12 protein-coding genes and 1 riboswitch are annotated in these 19,195 nt (G+C 66.2%); of the genes, 10 read left to right on the top strand and 2 right to left on the bottom strand.

The annotated features are described in order from the left end of the window. The first annotated feature begins 85 nt into the window (after positions 1-85). Positions 86-305, top strand: a riboswitch (cobalamin riboswitch). A gap of 179 nt (positions 306-484) precedes the next feature. From EJC47_RS03385 to EJC47_RS03370, 4 genes are all read left to right on the top strand, one after another. Next, positions 485-2,428, top strand: coding sequence for a TonB-dependent receptor plug domain-containing protein (locus tag EJC47_RS03385; protein WP_126845491.1), 1,944 nt, complete (start codon positions 485-487; stop codon positions 2,426-2,428). 90 nt (positions 2,429-2,518) lie between these two features. Next, positions 2,519-2,872, top strand: coding sequence for an ArsR/SmtB family transcription factor (locus EJC47_RS03380; RefSeq protein ID WP_126845490.1), 354 nt, complete (start codon positions 2,519-2,521; stop codon positions 2,870-2,872). After that, a complete protein-coding gene (gene arsC / locus EJC47_RS03375; protein ID WP_126845489.1) occupies positions 2,869-3,309 on the top strand; it encodes an arsenate reductase (glutaredoxin) in 441 nt (146 codons plus the stop codon). Before EJC47_RS03380 ends, arsC begins: the two co-directional genes overlap by 4 nt. Then, positions 3,309-4,589 carry an arsenic transporter gene (locus EJC47_RS03370; protein WP_126845488.1) on the top strand — a complete coding sequence of 427 codons (1,281 nt, stop codon included), beginning with the start codon at positions 3,309-3,311 and terminating at the stop codon, positions 4,587-4,589. Before arsC ends, EJC47_RS03370 begins: the two co-directional genes overlap by 1 nt. A gap of 49 nt (positions 4,590-4,638) precedes the next feature. Here the strand turns inward: EJC47_RS03370 and EJC47_RS03365 are convergent, their stop codons facing one another. Beyond that, positions 4,639-7,674, bottom strand: a complete 3,036-nt coding sequence (locus EJC47_RS03365) for a TonB-dependent receptor domain-containing protein (RefSeq protein WP_126845487.1) — start codon at positions 7,672-7,674, stop codon at positions 4,639-4,641. A 173-nt stretch (positions 7,675-7,847) separates the two neighbouring features. Between EJC47_RS03365 and EJC47_RS03360 the strand changes: the two genes are divergently transcribed. From EJC47_RS03360 to nagE, 6 genes are read left to right on the top strand one after another with little or no spacing between them, the layout of a single operon-like run. Next, positions 7,848-8,849, top strand: coding sequence for a N(4)-(beta-N-acetylglucosaminyl)-L-asparaginase (locus tag EJC47_RS03360; RefSeq protein ID WP_033966337.1), 1,002 nt, complete (start codon positions 7,848-7,850; stop codon positions 8,847-8,849). A gap of 14 nt (positions 8,850-8,863) precedes the next feature. Continuing rightward, on the top strand, positions 8,864-9,604 hold the full coding sequence (locus tag EJC47_RS03355) for a copper homeostasis protein CutC (protein WP_126845599.1): 741 nt from the start codon (positions 8,864-8,866) through the stop codon (positions 9,602-9,604). 50 nt (positions 9,605-9,654) lie between these two features. Further along, the gene (locus EJC47_RS03350; protein ID WP_126845486.1) at positions 9,655-10,713 is read left to right on the top strand and encodes an SIS domain-containing protein; all 1,059 of its coding nucleotides are present in this window, start codon (positions 9,655-9,657) and stop codon (positions 10,711-10,713) included. Beyond that, positions 10,710-11,867: an N-acetylglucosamine-6-phosphate deacetylase gene (nagA, locus tag EJC47_RS03345; RefSeq protein ID WP_126845485.1), complete on the top strand. Its 1,158-nt coding sequence runs from the start codon at positions 10,710-10,712 to the stop codon at positions 11,865-11,867. Before EJC47_RS03350 ends, nagA begins: the two co-directional genes overlap by 4 nt. 43 nt (positions 11,868-11,910) lie before the next feature. Continuing rightward, entirely contained in the window at positions 11,911-14,421 is a 2,511-nt protein-coding gene (gene ptsP / locus EJC47_RS03340) for a phosphoenolpyruvate--protein phosphotransferase (RefSeq protein WP_126845484.1), read from the top strand. Further along, positions 14,418-16,142: an N-acetylglucosamine-specific PTS transporter subunit IIBC gene (gene nagE, locus EJC47_RS03335; RefSeq protein WP_126845483.1), complete on the top strand. Its 1,725-nt coding sequence runs from the start codon at positions 14,418-14,420 to the stop codon at positions 16,140-16,142. The genes ptsP and nagE overlap by 4 nt, the downstream gene beginning before the upstream one ends. A gap of 111 nt (positions 16,143-16,253) precedes the next feature. On the opposite strand, the gene galA is transcribed toward nagE, so the two are convergent. Further along, positions 16,254-19,157 (bottom strand): beta-galactosidase GalA, encoded by a 2,904-nt coding sequence (gene galA, locus EJC47_RS03330; RefSeq protein WP_126845482.1) that lies wholly within the window; start codon positions 19,155-19,157, stop codon positions 16,254-16,256. Between the last annotated feature and the right edge of the window lie 38 nt (positions 19,158-19,195).

The raw sequence follows: 19,195 nt of genomic DNA, 5'->3' as shown, positions 1-19,195 counted from the left end.
TCGTGGATTGGCAGCCTGCAAAAGGCGGTTGGTTTATGACGCACGCTGCCCTATCCCCGAACCGCGCGATGCGGCCTTTTCGGGTCCATCGCGCATTCGCGCCGGTAACGGGAATGCAGTGCGCACGCTCCGTGCAAATCTGCAGCTGTCCCTGCAACTGTAAGCGGCGAGCACGACGCGCAGGCGGAACCGGCAACGGCTCCGCAGCCACTGGGAAAGCCCGCCACCTTGGCGGGCCACCTGGGAAGGCGCGCATCGTGCGATGACCCGTGAGCCAGGAGACCGACCGGCGCGGGTCGCTCTTGCCCGGCTCATGGGATTGGCCAGGCGCGAAACGCTTTTCGTCTGAGCGACGAACGTGCGGCTGGGGCCGCATCGGGGGGCGGTGCCGGGCGCTTACGCGTCCGCCCGGTGGTGTGTCCCGACCGTTCGCAGCGGACGCCCCGGCCCTTGTCGCTCGACGCCCAAGGGACTCGTTTACGCCATGAAGACTTTGCTTTCCTCGGCCGCGCTCGCCGCGCTGCTTCTCCCCGCCACCGCCTTCGCTCAGGTCGCCCCCGATCCGGCACCCGCGCAAACGACCGACGACGATTCTGCCATCGTCGTCACTGGCATCCGCTCGACCGTCACCCCGCTGCGTGCGGATCAGATTGGCGGCTCGGTCACCTTGCTTGATGCCGATGCGCTCGACCAACGCCAGACCCGCACCGTCTCCGACATCCTGCGCGACGTGCCCGGCGTCGCGGTCAGCCGCATCCCCGGCCAGACGCAAGTCCGCCTGCGCGGGGCCGAGGCCAACCACACGCTTGTACTGATCGACGGGATCGAAGTGTCCGACCCCTATGCCGGTGAATTCGATTTCGGCACGCTGATCGCCGACGATGTCGCCCGCGTGGAAGTCCTGCGCGGCCAGCAAAGCGCGATCTATGGTTCCGATGCGATCGGCGGGGTGATCCAATATATCACGCTGACCGGCCGCGAAGCGCCAGGCATCAGTGCGCGGATCGAGGGTGGCTCCTTCGGCACGGTCAACACCGCCGCGCGCATTGCGGGTGTGTCGGGCACGTTCGACTATGCCCTGTCGGGAACGCTCAACACCACCGACGGCACCCCCAACGCGCGTGGGGGAACGCGCAATCTCGGGAATGATTCGGGCGCGGTGTCGTTCAAATCGACGTGGTCGCCCGCATCCAATGCGCGCGTCACCGCCGTCGCGCGCTATGCCCGTACCCAGGCCGATTTCAACGACAGCGACAGCAACTCCGCCAGCAAGACCTTTGGCTATACGATCGACACGCCGGGCGCGCATTTCATCAACGAAGCGGTTTACGGCCTGCTGCGCGGCGAGCTCGATTTGCTCGACGGCAAGTGGACGCAGGCGCTGACCGGGCAAATCGCCGATACCACGCGCAATGGCTATGGTGCGACCGCGCGCACCTATGGCGACACGGGTCAGCGGCTTAAGGGCTCGTATGAATCGACGCTCAAGCTCAACCAGGGCGCGCTGCGCCATCAGTTTACCGTCGCGGTCGATATCGAACGCGAACGCTATCGCAATACCGATCCGACCGGCTTCGCCTTTACCGGGCGGCGGCAAGTCGACAATGTCGGTATCGTTGGGCAATATGACCTGACGCTGGGCGAGCATGCGGCGTTCGGCGCGTCGCTGCGCCAGGACCTCAACAACCGCTTCCAGGACACCACCACCTATCGCGTGCAGGGCAGCTATCGCTTCGACAGCGGTACGCGGGTTCGCGCAGCGGCGGGATCGGGCGTGAAAAATCCGGGGTTTTATGAACTCTACGGCTATAGCGACGGGCGCTTCATCGGCAATCCGGGCCTGAAGCCGGAACGCTCCGAGGGCTGGGAAGCCGGGATCGAGCAGAGTTTCGTCGACGGCCATGTGCTGATCGGCGCGACCTATTTCGACAGCCGTTTGTCGGATGAGATCTACACCACCTATCCGGCACCCAATTTCGTCGCCACACCCGCCAACCGCACCACCAAATCACGCCAACACGGCGTCGAGGCGTTCCTCAACGCCCGCATCGGCACCGCGTGGCGGATCGACGCGGCCTATACCTATCTCCACGCGCGCGAGAATGGCATGGAGGAAGTGCGCCGCCCGAGCCATATCGCCAGCGTCGCGCTCGGGTGGCGCGCGCCGCACGATCGCTTCGGCTTTACCGCCGTCGCGCGCTACAATGGCGATACCAGCGACGTGGCGTTTACCGATCCATCCTATGTTCCGGTCACGGTACGGCTGCACGATTATGTGCTGCTCAACCTCAATGGCGACGTGAAGCTGACCAAGCACTTCGCGCTGTTCGGCCGGATCGAGAACCTCAACAACGCGCATTATGAGGACGTGTTCAGCTTCGCCAATCCGGGCCGCGCGGTTTACGGTGGCGTCCGCGCCCGCTTCTGAGCACCAGCTCCGTCATCCGGGCACCGCCCCGGATGACGGAGCGCCATAGCAGGCCCTTGCATCACTCCATAATTCTATTATAGTAGAACTATGGAAATAGATACCGCCGTCTCCGCGTTGTCCGCGCTCGCCCATGGCGGACGGCTCGGCGTGTTCCGCATGCTGGTCCAGGCCGGACCCGAAGGTCTGGCGGCGGGCGAGATCGCGCGTCGGCTGGACGTTCCGGCCAATAGCTTATCGACCAATCTCCACATCCTGTCGCACGCGCAATTGGTATCGAGTCGCCGCGATGGGCGTTCGGTCATCTATTCCGCGCGGCACGACAGTATGGCCCGCTTGCTCGAATATCTCATGGAGGATTGTTGCGGCGGCAATCCGGAGATTTGCGGGTCGCTCGCCGACACCGTGCTGCGCAGCCGCTGCACTAAGGAAGGACACGCATGACCGACCCGATCGCCACCGATATCATCGTCTATCACAATCCGGCCTGCGGCACGTCGCGCAACACGCTGGCGATGATCCGCAACGCAGGGATCGAGCCGCACGTCGTCGAATATCTCAAGACGCCGCCATCGCGCGCGCTGGTGGAGCAATTGATCGACCGCGCTCGAATGCGCCCGCGCGATCTGCTGCGCGAAAAGGGCACGCCCTATGCCGAGCTTGGCCTGGACGATGAGAGTCTGAGTGACGCCGCGCTGCTCGATGCGATGATCGCGCATCCGATCCTGATCAACCGCCCGCTGGTGGTGTCGCCGCTCGGCGTGAAGCTCTGCCGCCCGTCCGAGTTGGTACTCGATTTGCTGCCTGCGCCGCAACAAAGGGCATTCGCCAAGGAAGATGGCGAGCAGATCATCGACGCGCATGGCCAGCGCGTCGGCTGATGTTCACTGCGGTTCTGATATTCCTCGCGACGATTACGCTCGTCATCTGGCAACCCCGCGGGCTTGGCATCGGTTGGAGCGCGATGGGCGGTGCCATCGTCGCCTTGCTGGCAGGCGCGATCACCCTCGCCGACATCCCGGTGGTATGGAATATCGTGTGGAATGCGACGGGCGCGTTCGTCGCGATCATCCTGATCAGCTTGATCCTCGATGCGGCCGGTTTCTTCGAATGGGCGGCGCTTCACGTCGCACGCTGGGGCGGCGGCAACGGCAAAAGGCTGTTCGCGCTGGTGGTGCTGCTGGGTGCCGCAGTATCCTCGCTCTTTGCCAACGATGGCGCAGCGCTGATCCTGACGCCGATCGTGCTCGCGATGCTGCGAGCATTGGGCTACGGGACCAAGGCGACGCTGGCGTTCGTCATGGCGGCGGGCTTCATCGCCGACACCGCCAGTCTGCCGCTGGTCGTTTCCAACCTCGTCAACATCGTTTCGGCCGACTTCTTCAAGCTCGGCTTTGCGGATTATGCGCTGGTGATGGTGCCGGTCGATCTCGCCGCGATCGCCGCGACGCTCGGGGCGCTGCTGCTGTTCTTCCGTCGCGATATTCCGGCGGACTATGATGTCACCCAATTGCGCAAACCCGCAGATGCGATCCGCGACGTGGCGACCTTTCGCGCCGGTTGGGTGGTGCTGGCGATGCTGCTCGTCGGCTTCTTTCTGCTCGACCCGATCGGTGTCCCGATCAGCGCCACCGCAGCGCTCGCCGCGCTGGTGCTGATCGTCATCGCCGGGCGCGGCCATGTGATCCAAACCGGCGCGGTCATCCGCGGTGCACCGTGGCAAGTCGTGGTGTTTTCGCTCGGTATGTATCTGGTCGTGTTCGGCCTGAAGAATGCCGGACTGACCGGCTATATCGCCACCGCGCTTAATCACGCCGCGCAAGGCGGAGTGTGGGGTGCCACCTTCGGCACCGGGTTGCTCGCCGCAATCTTGTCCTCGGTTATGAACAACATGCCAACCGTATTGGTGGGCGCGCTGTCGATCGACGCGACGCATGCGACCGGCGCGGTCCGGCAGGCGATGATCTACGCCAACGTTATCGGCTGCGATCTGGGGCCCAAGATTACCCCGATCGGTTCGCTCGCCACCTTGTTGTGGCTGCACGTGCTTGGGCAAAAGGATGTGCGGATCGGCTGGGGCTATTATTTTCGGGTGGGTGTCACGCTCACCATCCCGATCCTGCTCGTGACGCTTGCGGCGCTGGCGCTGCGGTTGGGGTGATCGATCGAAAGAGCGGAGGGAGCACCACAGGGCTCCCTCCGAGGATCGTTCAGAAGTTCGCCGTGAAGCCAACCGCGAGGTTGCGACCCAGGCTGTCATAGCGCGCCGGGATCGTGTTGTTGCGCGCCAGGCTGATATTGTACGAATTCGCCAAGATCGGCGGGGCCTTGTCGAGCAGGTTGTTCGCGATCAGGCGCAGGCTGTAGCGCTTGGCAATGTTGAACGTCAGCGCGAGATCGAAGTAGCTGACCGGGGCGATATAGCCGAAGGTCTTCTGCACCCGATCAGGCGTGCCGCCGATCGCCGGATCGCCCGAATTGTTGGCACTGGTGAGCGACCCGACATAGCGCCAGTTGAACGAGGCGTTGAAGCCATCATCCGGCGTGACATAGGTCGCGCGCAGGGCGTGGCTCCACTTCGGCAGCAACTGGCCACAGCCATTGCCGTAATAGCCCGCGCAATTGCGCTCGGGCTGCAGCGGCGAATCCTGGCCACCGGCGAAGGTGGTCAACGAGCCGTTGAAGCTCAGATCCATCCGGCCAACCTTGCCCAGACCCAGCGCATATTGCGACTGGAAGTCCCAACCGCGCGCGATCGAGAAATAATAATTGGTCGTGCCGGCGCGGATGAAGCCGCTGGTCGGGTTGGTGCCGGCCGCAGCATAGAGCGTGCCGTTGGCGGCGCGCACGATGCCCGAGCAGAAGAACGGATCCCCGTTCGAACGCAGGCAGCCATCGGTGTAATAGCTATCGTCATTATAGCCGAGCGAGTTGTTGATCTTGATCCGATAGCGATCGACCGAGAACACCAAGCCTTTGACGAAGCGCGGCTTCAAGATGATGCCATAGGTCTGGGTATAGGCCGTTTCGGGCGCTGCGGTGAAGCCACCCGAACGGACCGTGCATTGGTCGTTCGGGCACAGCAGCGTTGCGCTTCCATACAGCGAATCGGACAGGCCGGTCGCACGGCACACCTCCCGCGAAGCGAGCGGCGCGGTGGTGGTGATGGTCTTGCCCGGATTGGCCGGGTCAGCAATCTGACGCGGCACGGGTGCGCAGAAATCGTTCTGCGACCCACCCTGACGCGAATAGCTGATATTGCTGGCCTGATACGCTTCCACCACGGTCGGCGCGCGCTGCGCCTTGTTGAAGGAGGCGCGGAACACGATGTCGCGAACCGGCGCGTACAACCCTTCCAGCTTCCACGTCGTGAATTTGTCGGGGTTGGAGCTGTATTTGGACAGACGCCCGGCGGCATTCACCTGAAGCTCTTCGATGAAGGGCTTGTGCTGAACCAAGGGTGCCTGAAGCTCGATATTGCCTTCCCAGACATGTTGGCGGAGGTCGGAATCCGATCCGCCATTGTCGGCCCGGAATGCCGCATTCGCGGTCGAGAACTGACGATCCTCGCGATATTCCACACCCGCCGCAAAGGCGAGACCCTGATCGGCGAAGGGGGACTTGATGCCATATTTGCCGAGGTCGCCGGTCACGTTGGCCTGCACATCGTACAGAATGCCGACGGTGGTCTGCTTCTCGGTCGCGAGACCGCTATACAGATAGTTGACCAGCGCCTGGTTGCTGTTCCCCGCCTTGAACGCATCGAACGGTACGCAATTCTTGTCGGTCCCATCGACGACCGAGGCGCAGGTCGGCGTGCCATTGACGTTGACCACGTTGAGCGAGCGGTTGACGTTGGCAAATTGCGGCAGCGAGGCGGGCATGTAATCCTGCTGGTTGCGCGCGTAGACGCCGCCAACGTCATAGGTCCACGCATCGCCGATCTTACCGCGAACACCGCCCGTCGCGCGAATGGCGCTATTGATATAGGTGTCGATCAGATACGGCACATTGAAGCGATAGCGCACATCGATCGGCGCGAGCGTCGCGGTTCCGGCCGCAGCCCCGCAAATCGCGGATGCTTGCGACGCCGACAGGAACGGATTGTTGCAGTTCACCTGATACGGGTCCGACCCGTAATTGGCGGCAGCAAACACGCGGGTCGGGAAGCGGTTGGTCGACTTATCGCGGAACCAGATGCCCGACCCGTAAATTTCCGCCGCGGGCGAGAGCTTCAGCGTCGCGAATCCACCGGCGTTCACCCGGGTGAAGGCGCGCTGGTACGAATAGCCATCATAGGGGTTGGCCGCGTTGCCCGCACCCGCGCCATAGGGAACGAAGGTGCGCGTGCCGTCCGGATTGTTGACATAAGCCGTCCCGTTATTGGCCCCCGAGCGCGGCGAGATGTAACCGCTGACCGAATAGGACGACAACGAGCAGCTGAGCGGGCCATCGGTGCCGGTCTGCACCAATTGGCAGGCCGAGGTCGATCGCGCGTCGTACGGCACCAGATCCTGATGCTTATAATTGACGAAACCGGACACTTTCAGTTTGTCGCCAAACAGCGAAGTACCGGCGGTCAACGTCACATCGGCGCGGCCACCGTCATTGACCATCCCGGTATTGGTCGGGAAGCTCGACGCCTGCGCTTGCTGCGTGACGATGTTCGCGCGGTTCTGGTGGTTGTAGAAATTGTAATTGCCGTCGATCCGGATGCCCTTGAAATCGGGCTTGAGAACGAAGTTCACGACGCCTGCAACCGCGTCCGAGCCATAGACCGACGAGGCACCGCCGGTCAGCACGTCGACGCGATCGATCAGCGAGACCGGGATAATCCCCGCATCCTCACCATTCTGCGTACCCAAACGCTTGCCGTCGATCAGCACCAGCGTGCGCTCAAAGCCGAGGCTGCGCAGCTTGATGCGCTGGCGACCGTCCGAATCCTGGTAATTTTGCTGGCTGTCAGGCGCGATCTGCGGGAGGCGGTTCAGCACTTCTTCGATATTGGTTGGCGACTGCGCCTTGATGTCCTGCGCGGTCACCGTGGTGATCGGCGCGGCCGATGCGATGTTCGGACGCAAAATGCGCGTCCCGGTTACCAGAATATCGCCGTCTGCGGGCGTCGTATCGGCTGCATCCGGTTTCGAGACGTGATCGTCGGCGGTGGCCTGTTGCGCCATCGCAGGCGCGGCGAAAGCCAGCGCCGCGCCCAGCGCAGCAAAGGATACGGAGTGACGGAGCATCATGAAAAATTTCCCCTAATTACACATGCCGCCCGCGTTTTGCGTTACGGCACCGTGACAAGAGGTTCTATTCAAATTGGCAAACCGTCAATACCTAATTGATACCACACCAAACCTATTTTGACATTTTATGCGCCCATGTCATGATCGTACATAAAGAATGAACCGGGGTGACCATGACCAGTAGAAGATCCTTGCTCGCCATGATGGGCGTTGCCGCCGGCGCATTGCCCGCCGCCAAAGCTTTGGCCGACATAACGTCCGGCCCTGCCGCGCAAATTGTCTCCACCTGGGACTTTGGCGCGGCCGCAAACGACGCTGCTTTTGCGAAGCTGGCCAGCGGCGGATCGTTGCTCGATGCGGTGGAAGCCGGGGCGATGGTGCCTGAAGCCGACCCAAACAACCATTCGGTCGGCTATAGCGGCTATCCGGATCGTGACGGGCACGTCACGCTCGACGCGGTCATCATGGACGATACGGGCCGGGTCGGCGCGGTCGCCGCGCTCGAAGATACCATGCATGCGATTTCGGTCGCGCGCCGCGTGATGGAAAAGACCCCGCACACGCTTTTGGTCGGCGAAGGCGCGACCCGCTTCGCCAAGGATCAGGGCTTTCCTTATTGTAAATTGCTGACCCCCGAATCGGAAAAGGCGTGGCGCGAATGGCTCAAGACCGCGCATTACCAACCCGAGGCGAATAGCGAGAACCGTACCACCCGCACGCCCGGCGGCGCACTCGACCATGACACGATCGGGCTGCTCGCGCGCGACGCCAGCGGGCGGCTCGCCGGTGCCTGCACAACCTCCGGCATGGCGTTCAAGATGCGCGGCCGCGTCGGCGATTCGCCGCAGGTCGGCAGCGGCCTGTTCGTCGAAGCGGGCGTTGGCGGCGCGACATCGACCGGATTGGGCGAGGAGGTGACGCGCATTGCGGGAACTGCCCGCGTGATCGCGTCGATGCGCGCTGGACGCTCCCCGCAGGAGGCGTGCGAGGAGGTGGTGAAGCATATTGCCAAGCTTCGCGGCGACGCCATTCGCGGCGTACAGGTCGGGTTCCTTGCGCTCGATCCTCACGGCAATGTCGGCGCGTTCTGCCTGTTGCCGGGCTTCACCTATGCCGTCACCGACATGGCAGGGCGTACGGTGGTACATAAAGGAGCGTCGCTATTCCAGGCGTGACCACAACCGGCAGAATGCTCGAAGTCTGCGTCGAAACGATTGCGGGACTGGAGGCGGCGGTTCGCGGCGGAGCCGACCGGATCGAGGTGTGCGCGGCGCTGTCGGTCGGCGGGCTGACCCCGCCGGGTTCGCTGATCCGCGCGGCAGCTGCAGTGCCTCTGCCCGTGCATCTGCTGGCGCGGCCCCGCGCGGGCGGCTTTATCCATGATGCCGCCGAGCAAGCGCTGATTGCCGACGACATTCGCGCCGCCGCCGAGGCCGGGCTTGCCGGTGTCGTGATCGGCGCGAGCGCCGCCGACCGGCAGCTCGATACCGCTGCGCTCGCGCGCTGGATCGAGCATGCCCGAACGCTCGGGCAGCAACGCGGTGCGCCGCTATCGCTCACCTTGCACCGCGCGTTCGATCTGGTGCCCGATCCGCTCGCCGCGCTCGAGCAGGCGGTGGCCTTGGGGTTCGATCGCATCCTGACCTCGGGCGGGCAGCCGCGCGCGATCGACGGTGTGGCAACGCTCGCCGCCTTGCACAGGCAGGCGGCGGGGCGGATCATCATCCTCGCGGGCAGCGGCGTGACGGTCGAGACCGCGCCCGCCTTGTTGGCGACCGGCATTGCCGAACTCCACGCATCCTGCCGCGCCACGCGCGAGATCGCGCCGGATGTTCCGGAACGCCGCTTCGGCTTCATCGCGGCGCAGGACGGTGATACCGATGCCGATCGCGTCGCGGCGCTCGCGCAACTGGTGCATTTTGCAGCTTGAGTAATACCAATATAAAACCTATCCCGGTTGAGATAGCAATCGGACCAGCCATGCACGATACCATATCCACGACCGTTTCGCCTGTTTCGGGCCCGACGTTGATGTTCCAGGAAGCGGCCGAGGCCGGTGCCGCCGTCGCCCGCATGCTCGCCGCGAATGGGTCAGCCTTTGCCGCGCTCGGCGCGAAGCTGCGCGCCGCCCCGCCCGCCGTTATCGTGACCTGCGCACGCGGATCGTCCGATCATGCCGCCACCTATGGCAAATATCTGATCGAGACGCGCACGGGCATTCCGGTGGCGTCGGCCGCACCGTCGGTCGCCTCCGTCTATGCCGCGCCCGCCGTGCAGGGCCATGCGCTGTGCATCGCTATCTCGCAAAGCGGGCGCAGCCCTGACTTGCTTGCCACTGTGGCGGCGCAAAAGGCGGCGGGCGCGCATGTCGTCGCCCTGGTCAACGACGCCACCTCCCCGCTCGCCGAAACCGCCGATACGGTGATCGCGCTGTCAGCCGGGGTCGAGCGGTCGGTCGCTGCGACCAAATCCTACATCGCGTCGTTAGCCGCGCTTGCCGCCTTGGTGGCGGAGTGGACCGAGGACGACACGCTGCGCCGCGCCGTAGCGGGCTTGCCCGATGCGCTCGCACGGTCCTGGGCGCTGGACTGGAGCGGCGTCGGCGCGAGCCTGCAGGAGGCGACCAACCTGTTCGTCATTGGGCGCGGGCTTGGCCTCGCGGTCGCGCAGGAAGCGGCGTTGAAGCTAAAGGAAACCTGCGGGCTTCATGCTGAAGCCTTCAGCTCGGCCGAGGTGCGCCACGGCCCGATGGCAATTGTCGGTAGCAGCTTTCCGATCGTCGCCTTCGCCACCTCCGATGTCATCGGCGATGACGTCCGCGCGGTTGCGGCGGAATTTGCCGCGCGCGGTGCGATCGTCAGTCTGGCCGACGCGCGCGCCGACGGGGCGGACACCCCGCCCGCGCTCGCCGCCAACCCCGCGATCGAGCCGATCCTGATGATCCAGAGCTTCTATCGCATGGCCGATGCGCTTTCGCGCGCGCGCGGGTACAATCCCGACGCGCCGAGCCATCTCAGCAAGGTTACCCGTACGCTATGACGTCTCATGCTTTCGTAAACGGCCATATCGTCACGCCGCGCGGAATCCTGTCCGCCGCAACGATCGACGTCGAGGCTGGTGTCATCGTCGCGATCATGGACCGGGCCACCCCCGGCGCGGTCGATCTTGACGGGGGCTGGGTGATGCCCGGCTTCATCGACACCCAGGTCAACGGCGGCGGCGGCGTGTTGTTCAACGACGAACCGACCGTCGACGGGATCGCAGCGATCGGTGCGGCGCATCGTCCCTATGGCACCACCGCCTTCCTGCCGACGCTGATCAGCGATTCGGCATTGGTCATCGGCGAGGCGCTGGAAGCGACCGACGCCGCGATCGCGGCGGGCGTACCGGGCGTCGTCGGCGTCCATATCGAAGGCCCGGTGATCAACGTCGCGCGCAAAGGCATTCACGATGCCGCGCGCTTCGTAACGCTCGACGATACGCTGATGGCGTTGCTGATGCGGCCACGTCGCGGTCGCGTGATGGTCACGATTGCGCCCGAACTGGTGCCCGCCGACCGTATCGCGGCGTTGGCACGCGCCGACGTGCTCGTCAGCCTCGGTCATAGCAACGCGACCTATGCCGAAGCGACGGCGGGGTTCGCCGCCGGCGTGACCGGGGTCACCCATTTGTTCAACGCCATGTCGCCGCTCATTCAGCGCGCGCCCGGCGCGGTTGGCGCGGCACTGGACAACCAGTCGGTCTATTGCGGGCTGATCGTCGATGGCTTCCATGTCGACGATGCCGCACTGCGCATCGCGCTGCGCGCGCGCCCGGCGGATCGCATGATGTTGGTCACCGACGCGATGCCGTGCGTCAACACCGCCGAAACCACCTTCCTGCTGCAGGGCCGCCCGATCCATGTCGAGGGCGGTCGCTGCCTCGGGGCCGACGGCACACTGGCCGGGTCGGATCTCGACATGGCGCGCGCGGTGCGCAACACGATCACACGGCTCGGCATCGCGCCCGAGCGCGCAGCGGCAATGGCGGCGACCCATCCGGCCGCCTTCCTCGGCCTGTCGCGGGATCGCGGGGTGATCGCACCAGGCAAGCGCGCCGACTGGGTACAGCTCGACGCCGCCTTCCACCCGACCGCTACCATTGTTGGCGGAGACCTTGCGGCGACGGCGCGGTCCGAGCCCGTTCCTGCCTGACCTCGCGCGCCCTGCGCGTCCCTGCCCCGTTTGAGGAGAAACCATGGCGTCGATCGTGCTGTCCGCACCGTTACAAGGCTGGGTCACTGCGCTGGACGATGTCCCCGATGCGGTGTTTGCCGGGCGGATGCTGGGCGACGGGCTGGCGATCGATCCGACGGGCGACTGCCTCTATGCGCCTTGCGCCGGGCGCATCGTCAGCGTGCAGTCGACCGGCCATGCGCTGACGATCGAAGCTGAAAACGGCGCGCAAATCCTGATCCACCTCGGCATCGATACCGTCGGGCTGGGCGGGCGCGGCTTCACCCCGCATGTGCGCGCCGGGGACCGAGTCGCTACGGGCGACGCACTGATCGACTTCGATCTCGATCTGCTGGTGCGTGAAGCCCCTGCCGTGATCACGCCGATCTTGCTCGTCGAGAGCGAGGGCTATCAGATTACCAACCGTGCGAGCGTTGGCCCGATCCTCGTCGGTGCACCGCTGATGATGGTGCACGAAGTCGCTTCGGCTGAGGGCACGACGGGCGAATCCGCCGACATCGATGCGGCCACCGAAAGCCGCATACTGCGCATCGACCTGCCCCACGGCATCCACGCCCGCCCGGCCGCCCGCATTGCCGCCTGCGCCCGCGCCTTCGGTGCCTCGATTACGATCGGCAAGGACGCGCGCACTGCATCGGCGCTCAGCCCGACCGGGCTACTTGCACTCGGCATTGGGCATGGCGACACGATCACGCTGGCCGCGCAGGGCAGCGACGGCACCGCTGCGCTCGATGCGCTGGTCGCGCTGATCTCCGGCGGCATGGACGAAGCGCCCGCGCCTGCCGCGCCGCCACCGATCGCGCCGCGTAATGCCGATGTGCCCGAAGGCGCACTTGTCGGCGTGACGGCGGCCCCCGGTCTTGCGATCGGCCCAGTGCGGCATCACCGCGCGATCGACCCCGAAGTGTTGCCGATGGGCAGCGGCGTGGCGCAAGAACAAGCCGCCTTCACCGCCGCTCATGCCGCGCTTGCGGCCGAGATGACACGTCAGGCCGCCACGGCAAACGGCCCGACGCGTGCCATTTTGGAGGCCCACGCCGCGTTGCTGGACGACCCGGCCCTGATCGACGCGACTCGCGCCGGAATTGCGCGCGGCGAGAGCGCTGGCTTTGCCTGGCGCGCGGCAATCCGCCCGCAAGCCGATGCGCTGCGCGCCGGGGGCGACACGCATCTCGCCGAACGCGCCGACGATCTGCGCGATCTCGAACGCCAGTTGCTCGCGCACCTTTTGGGAGTAGCGACGAGCACGCAGCTTTACCCAGCAGGCACGATCCTGATTGCCGAAGACCTGATGCCGTCCGATCTGATAGGGTCGGCCGAGGGCCTGGCCGGCCTGTGCATCGCCAAGGGCGGCCCGACCTCGCATGTCGCGATCCTCGCTGCCTCCATGGGCTTGCCTGCGCTGGTCGCGATCGGCCCCGACGTGCTGGATATCGCCGACGACACCCGCGTCATTCTCGATGCGAGCAACGGCCTACTCCACACCGCCCCCTCCGCCACGCAGTTGGCCGAAGCCGAGGCGGCGCAAGCCAAGGCCGCAGCACGCCGCGCAAGCGCGCTCGCGCGCGCCGGGGTCCCCTGCCACACCGCCGACGGCACGCGCATCGAAGTCGTCGCCAATCTCGGCTCCGCTGCCGAAGCCGCCCCCGCCGTCGCCAATGGTGCCGAGGGCTGCGGCCTGCTGCGCACCGAATTCCTGTTCCTCGAACGCGACACCGCCCCCTCGGTCGCCGAACAGGCCGCCGAATATCAGGCAATCGCCGATGCGCTGGAAGGTCGCCCGCTGATCGTGCGCCTGCTCGACATTGGCGGCGACAAGCCCGCCCCCTACCTGCCGATCGCGGGCGAGGAAAATCCGGCGCTGGGCTTACGCGGCATCCGCGTCGGCCTCGCCCACCCCGCCTTGCTCGAAGAGCAGCTGCGCGCGATCCTCAGCGTACAGCCCACCGGCCAATGCAAGATCATGCTGCCGATGGTCGCCCAGATCGAGGAATTGCGCCGGGTGCGCGCGCTGCTCGACCGGCTGTGCGCGGAACTCGGCATCACCACGGCGGTGCAGCTCGGCATCATGGTCGAAACCCCCGCCGCCGCCGTCACCGCCGATCTGCTGGCGCGCGAGGCCGATTTCCTGTCGGTCGGCACCAATGACCTGACGCAATATACGCTGGCGATGGACCGCGCCAATCCGGCAGTCGCAAGCGCGCTCGACGGCCTCCACCCCGCCGTGCTGCGGCTGATCGGCGAAACCTGTCGCGGCGGTGCCGCGCACGGTCGCTGGACCGGCGTGTGCGGCGGTCTCGCCTCCGATCCGCTCGCCGTGCCGATCCTGCTCGGGCTCGGCGTCACCGAATTGTCGACTGCGCCGGTCATGGTGCCGACGATCAAGGCGCTGGTGTCGGACGTCACACTCGCGGCCTGCCGCGATCATGCCGCCGCCGCGCTCGCCTGCACCTCCGCCGCCGAGGTGCGCGCCCTCGCCCGAACCTTCGCGACCAAGGAGATGTCGGCATGAAATCGATCCTGGGGGCGCTCCAGCCGCTCGGCCGCGCGCTGATGCTGCCGATCGCGGTACTGCCGATCGCCGGCCTGCTGATGCGGCTCGGCCAGCCCGATCTCATCCCCGGCGGCCTGCCCTTTATCGGCGCGGCGGGGCAAGCGATCTTCGACCATCTCGGCCTGCTGTTCGCGATCGGTGTCGCGACCGGCTTCGCACGCGACGGCAATGGCGCGGCGTGCCTGGCGGGTGTCACCTGCTTCCTGGTCACGACCGAGGCCGGCAAGACGCTGCTGACCGTCCCCCCCGAAGCGATCGCAGGCTTTACCGGCCCCTCGGTCGACCTGGCGACAGCGGCGTGGAAAGCCAAGGTCATGGCGCGGCTCGACGTGCCGATCGGCATTCTGTCGGGGCTGGTCGGCGGCCTGTTCTACAACCGCTTCTCCGCGATCAAGCTGCCTGAATATCTCGCTTTCTTCGGCGGTCGCCGCTTCGTGCCGATCGTCAGCGGGCTGGCAGGCCTCGCGCTGGCGCTCGTCGTCGGGCTCGGCTTCCAGTCGATCAGCAACGCCATCGACGCGCTCAGCACCGCGGCGACCAGCGCGGGTGCGCCGGGGCTGTTCGTGTTCGGCTTGCTCAACCGGCTGCTGCTGGTGACGGGGCTGCACCATATCCTCAACAACGTCGCCTGGTTCGTGGTCGGCGACTGGCACGGCACCACCGGTGATCTCCGCCGCTTCTTCGCGGGCGATCCGAGCGCCGGAAGCTTCATGGCCGGGTTCTTCCCGGTGATGATGTTCGGCCTGCCCGCCGCCTGCCTCGCCATGTACCACGCCGCCGCGCCCGATCGGCGCAAGGCGGTCGGCGGCATGTTGTTCAGCCTCGCGCTCACCTCCGCGCTGACCGGGGTGACCGAGCCGATCGAATTCAGCTTCATGTTCCTGGCACCGGTGCTGTTCGGCATCCATGCCGTGCTGACCGGCCTGTCGATGGCGCTGATGGACCTGCTCGGCGTCAAGCTCGGCTTCGGCTTCTCGGCCGGTTTGTTCGATTACGTGCTGAACTACGGCAAGGCGACGCGGCCGCTGCTGCTGCTGCCGGTCGGCGCGGTCTATTTCCTGCTCTATTACGGCATCTTCCGTTTCTTCATCAAACGGCTGGACTTGCCGACCCCCGGCCGCGAGCCGCTCACCGATACGCCTGCGACATCCTCCCCAGTCGCCGCAGGCGGGCGCGGTGCGGCCTTTGCGCAGGCACTTGGCGGCGGGGGCAACCTCACCACCGTCGGCGCCTGCACCACGCGGCTGCGGCTGGTGGTGCGCGATCAGGCATTGGTCGATGACGCCGCGCTCAAGGCGCTCGGCGCACGCGGCATCATCCGCCCCTCGGCGACCGCGCTGCAAGTCGTGCTGGGGCCGATCGCCGATGTCGTCTCGGTCGAGATCCGCGATGCGCTGGCGCTGGGCGGCGGTGCTGTCACCGCACCGGTCGCCGCCACGCCGACCGCTGAGCCCACGCTAACCCTCGCCGCGCCCCTGCTCGCGGCGCTGGGCGGCGCGGACAATATTGCAGACAGCGCGCGCTATTTCGGGCGGCTGCGGATCACGCTGCGCGACGTGGCCAAGGCTGACCAAGCGGCGCTCGACGCGCTCAACCTGCACGCGGTCGCACGCCCCGCACCGGGCCTGCTGCATCTGCTCGGCGACGAAACCACGCTCGGCCGGCTGATCACCGCCTGAGCCACCGGCCCGACGCGCGCTACCCGTTCGTTTCGAGCGTAGTCGAGAAACAGCCACAAGCGCTGTGCCAGGTTTCTCGACTTCGCTCGAAACGAACGGGGGAAGGTAACCCTACCCCGCCGCCAGCGTAACCGGCCCCAAAATCCCCGACTCCGCGCCGGCATCCGCCTCGATCAACAGCGCGATCCGGCGCGCGCCCGCCCCGGCGGGCACGCGCGCGGTCAACGGCCCCGCTGCGCCATCGGCCTTGTCCGCGAGGCGCTGCCCATCGACCCACAGTTCCGCACGCCCGCCGATCGCGGCAAAGCGGAGCATCCCGCCCCCCGCCGCCACCGCGCGCCACGGCGTGATCGCCGCGCGATAGACGCGCCAGCGCCCACCCGTTTCGACCGGCGTCGGCGTCCCGCTGCGCACGAACGCCCAGCTATTGTTATCGCCGTCGCTCGGCGCAAGATCGGGCGAGGGCCGCGCGTCGAACGCCGCCGAGCGCCGCCACTGCGCGATGCGCTGCTGCGGCGAGATCGCTGGAACCTGGCCGGGCGGATCGATCGCCAGCCGGTCGATCGTCAGCCGCGCCGGGGCCAGGCCGTCCGCCTGCGCCGTCATCACGATCCGCCCACGCCCGGTCTCCGCGCGCACGATAACTTGCGCCAGGCCATTGAACAACGAGCGCGCGCCATGGTCGGGCGGCGATTGCTCAGGCTCATGGCTGTTGGGGTCGCCATTGCCGAGCCCGATGATCGCCGCGCCCGCGACCGTGAAGCGCACCGGCAGATTGGCGGTCGGCACGTGCCGCCCCTTTGCATCGACCGCATCGACCGTCACCGGCTGCACATCCTCGCCATCGCCCGCCATCACGCTGCGCGCAGGCGTCAGGCGCAGCGCAACCGGTCGCCCCGCCGTCTCCTGCACCGCGCGCGCGACGATCCGCCCGCCGCGCCGCGCGACGGCCTCGATCCGGCCCGGCGCATAGGGCACTTTCCAACTGTTCCCCAGGAACCGATCGACCGCTTGCGTGCCCAACTCGCGCCCGTTCAGGCTGAGCGTCACCTGTTCGGCATTGCTCATCACCACGACATCGATGCCGTGCCCCTCACGCCCCGGCCACGTCCAATGCGGCGCGAGGCTCAGGACCGGCGCATCGTCGATCCATTGCGCGCTGCGCAGGCCGAAGGCGGTCTTCGGGAAACCGCACAGGTCCAGAATGCCGAAGAAGCTCGAGATCGTCGGCCATTCATACGGCGTCGGCTCGCCATGATAATCGAAGCCGGTCCATACGAACCCGCCAGCCACGAACGGCCGGTCGGCGATCATCTTCCAGCTCGGCCCGTGCGGTGCCCCCCAGCCCGCTGCTTCGCGGTCATAGGACGTCGCGATATGCGCCTTGGGGTCGCTCTCGAATGCGCCGCGCGTCTGATACGCGCTGGTGTCCTCGGTGCTGATGATCGGCTTGGTCGGAACCAGCCGATGATAGACGTCATATTGGTCCTGATAATAATTGAACCCGGTGACATCGACTTCGGTCGAGGTGTTGACCGGATCGTTGAACGCGCCGTTCATCGCGACCGTCACTGGCCGCGCGTCATCGAGCCGCTTCAGCACCGCCACCATCCGCCGCGTCATTTCGACGCCTTGCGGTGTCGATTTCAGCGGTTCCTCGTTCCACAGCGTCCAGATGATCACGCTGGGGTGGTTGCGGTCGCGCCGCACCAGCCATTCGAGCTGGGCCATATAGTCGGGCGATGGGTTGAAATGGCGGTTCTCGTCCATCACCAGCAACCCCATCCGGTCGCAATAGTCGAGCAGTTCGGCGGTCGGCGCGTTGGACGACATGCGCACCGCGTTGCAGCCCATCGCCTTCAGCCGCTGCAGCCGCCAATAGAGCAAGGCATCGGGCATGGCGGTGCCGACCCCGGCGTGATCCTGATGGATACACACCCCTTTGATCTTCACCGGCCGCTCATTGAGGAAAAAGCCGCGCTCGGCATCGAAGCGGATCGTGCGGAAGCCGATCGGGATCTGCCGCACATCCACCACGCCCCCGTCGCGCAGCACCTGCACGCGCAGCGTGTAGAGCGTCGGCGTTTCCACCGACCACAACCGCGCATCGCCAATGTCGAGCGTCAGCCTGGCGTCGGCCTGCTCCAGCACCGGCACCGTCGCCGCAACGCTCGCGCGCTCGACCGCATGGCCCTCGGGGTCGAACAGCGTCGCTTCGACCGTCACCGTCGCTGCGGCGCGCTCGCTATTGGCCAGCGTCGCGACGACGGGCACCTGCCAGCGGCCCGCGACATCGCGACGCGGATCGCAATAGACGCCATCGCTGATGATCGCGACCGGCGCGCGCCGCACCAGCCAGGCGTGGCGATACAGCCCCGCCCCTTCATACCACCAGCCTTCCCAGGCACTGGCATCGACCCGGATCGCGATGACATTGGGTTCGTCGCCAAAGGTCGCAAACGGCGTGATGTCGGCATAGACGCTGGCATAACCCGACCAGCTATGCGCGACGACGCTGCCATTCACCCAGATCGTCGCATTGGTGGCGATGCCGTCGAAATGCAGCTCGATCGTCTTGCCGCGATCGGCGGGATCGAGCAGCAGCGTGCGGCGATACCAGCCGATCCCGCGCGGTCGATAGCCTTGCGAGATGTTCGCGCTCTCGACGAAGGGCTGCGCCGCCGCCCAATCATGCGGCACGCGCACTGCCGCCCAGTCGCTATCGTCATACAGCACCGCCGCCGCACCGATCGCATTCCCGGCCATCGCGGAAAGATAGGTCTCGGCATGGCCCGCCGGTGCGGGTGCTGCGATATCGCCTTCATGAAAGCGCCAGCCAAGCTCGAGCAGCGTCCGCGCCGGGTCCTGGCGGACGGGCCGCGGCGGCAGGCTGTTTTCGGGACGCGGCATCGGAAACCCATCGGCCGTTTGCGGCGCTGCGGCGGCGGCGACGGCCGGAACGGCGCGCAAGGCACTAGCGCCCGCGCTGGCGAGCAGAAGCTGGCGACGGTTCATGGCAACACTCCGGGGAGGAAAGGTCGGCGCGCGAACGC

The sequence above is a fragment of the Sphingomonas sp. TF3 genome (assembly GCF_003985085.1).
In the GTDB taxonomy this organism is placed as follows: domain Bacteria; phylum Pseudomonadota; class Alphaproteobacteria; order Sphingomonadales; family Sphingomonadaceae; genus Sphingomonas.
The sequence above is the reverse complement of the archived record's forward strand: the minus strand, read 5'-3'. Positions and strand labels throughout refer to the sequence as shown.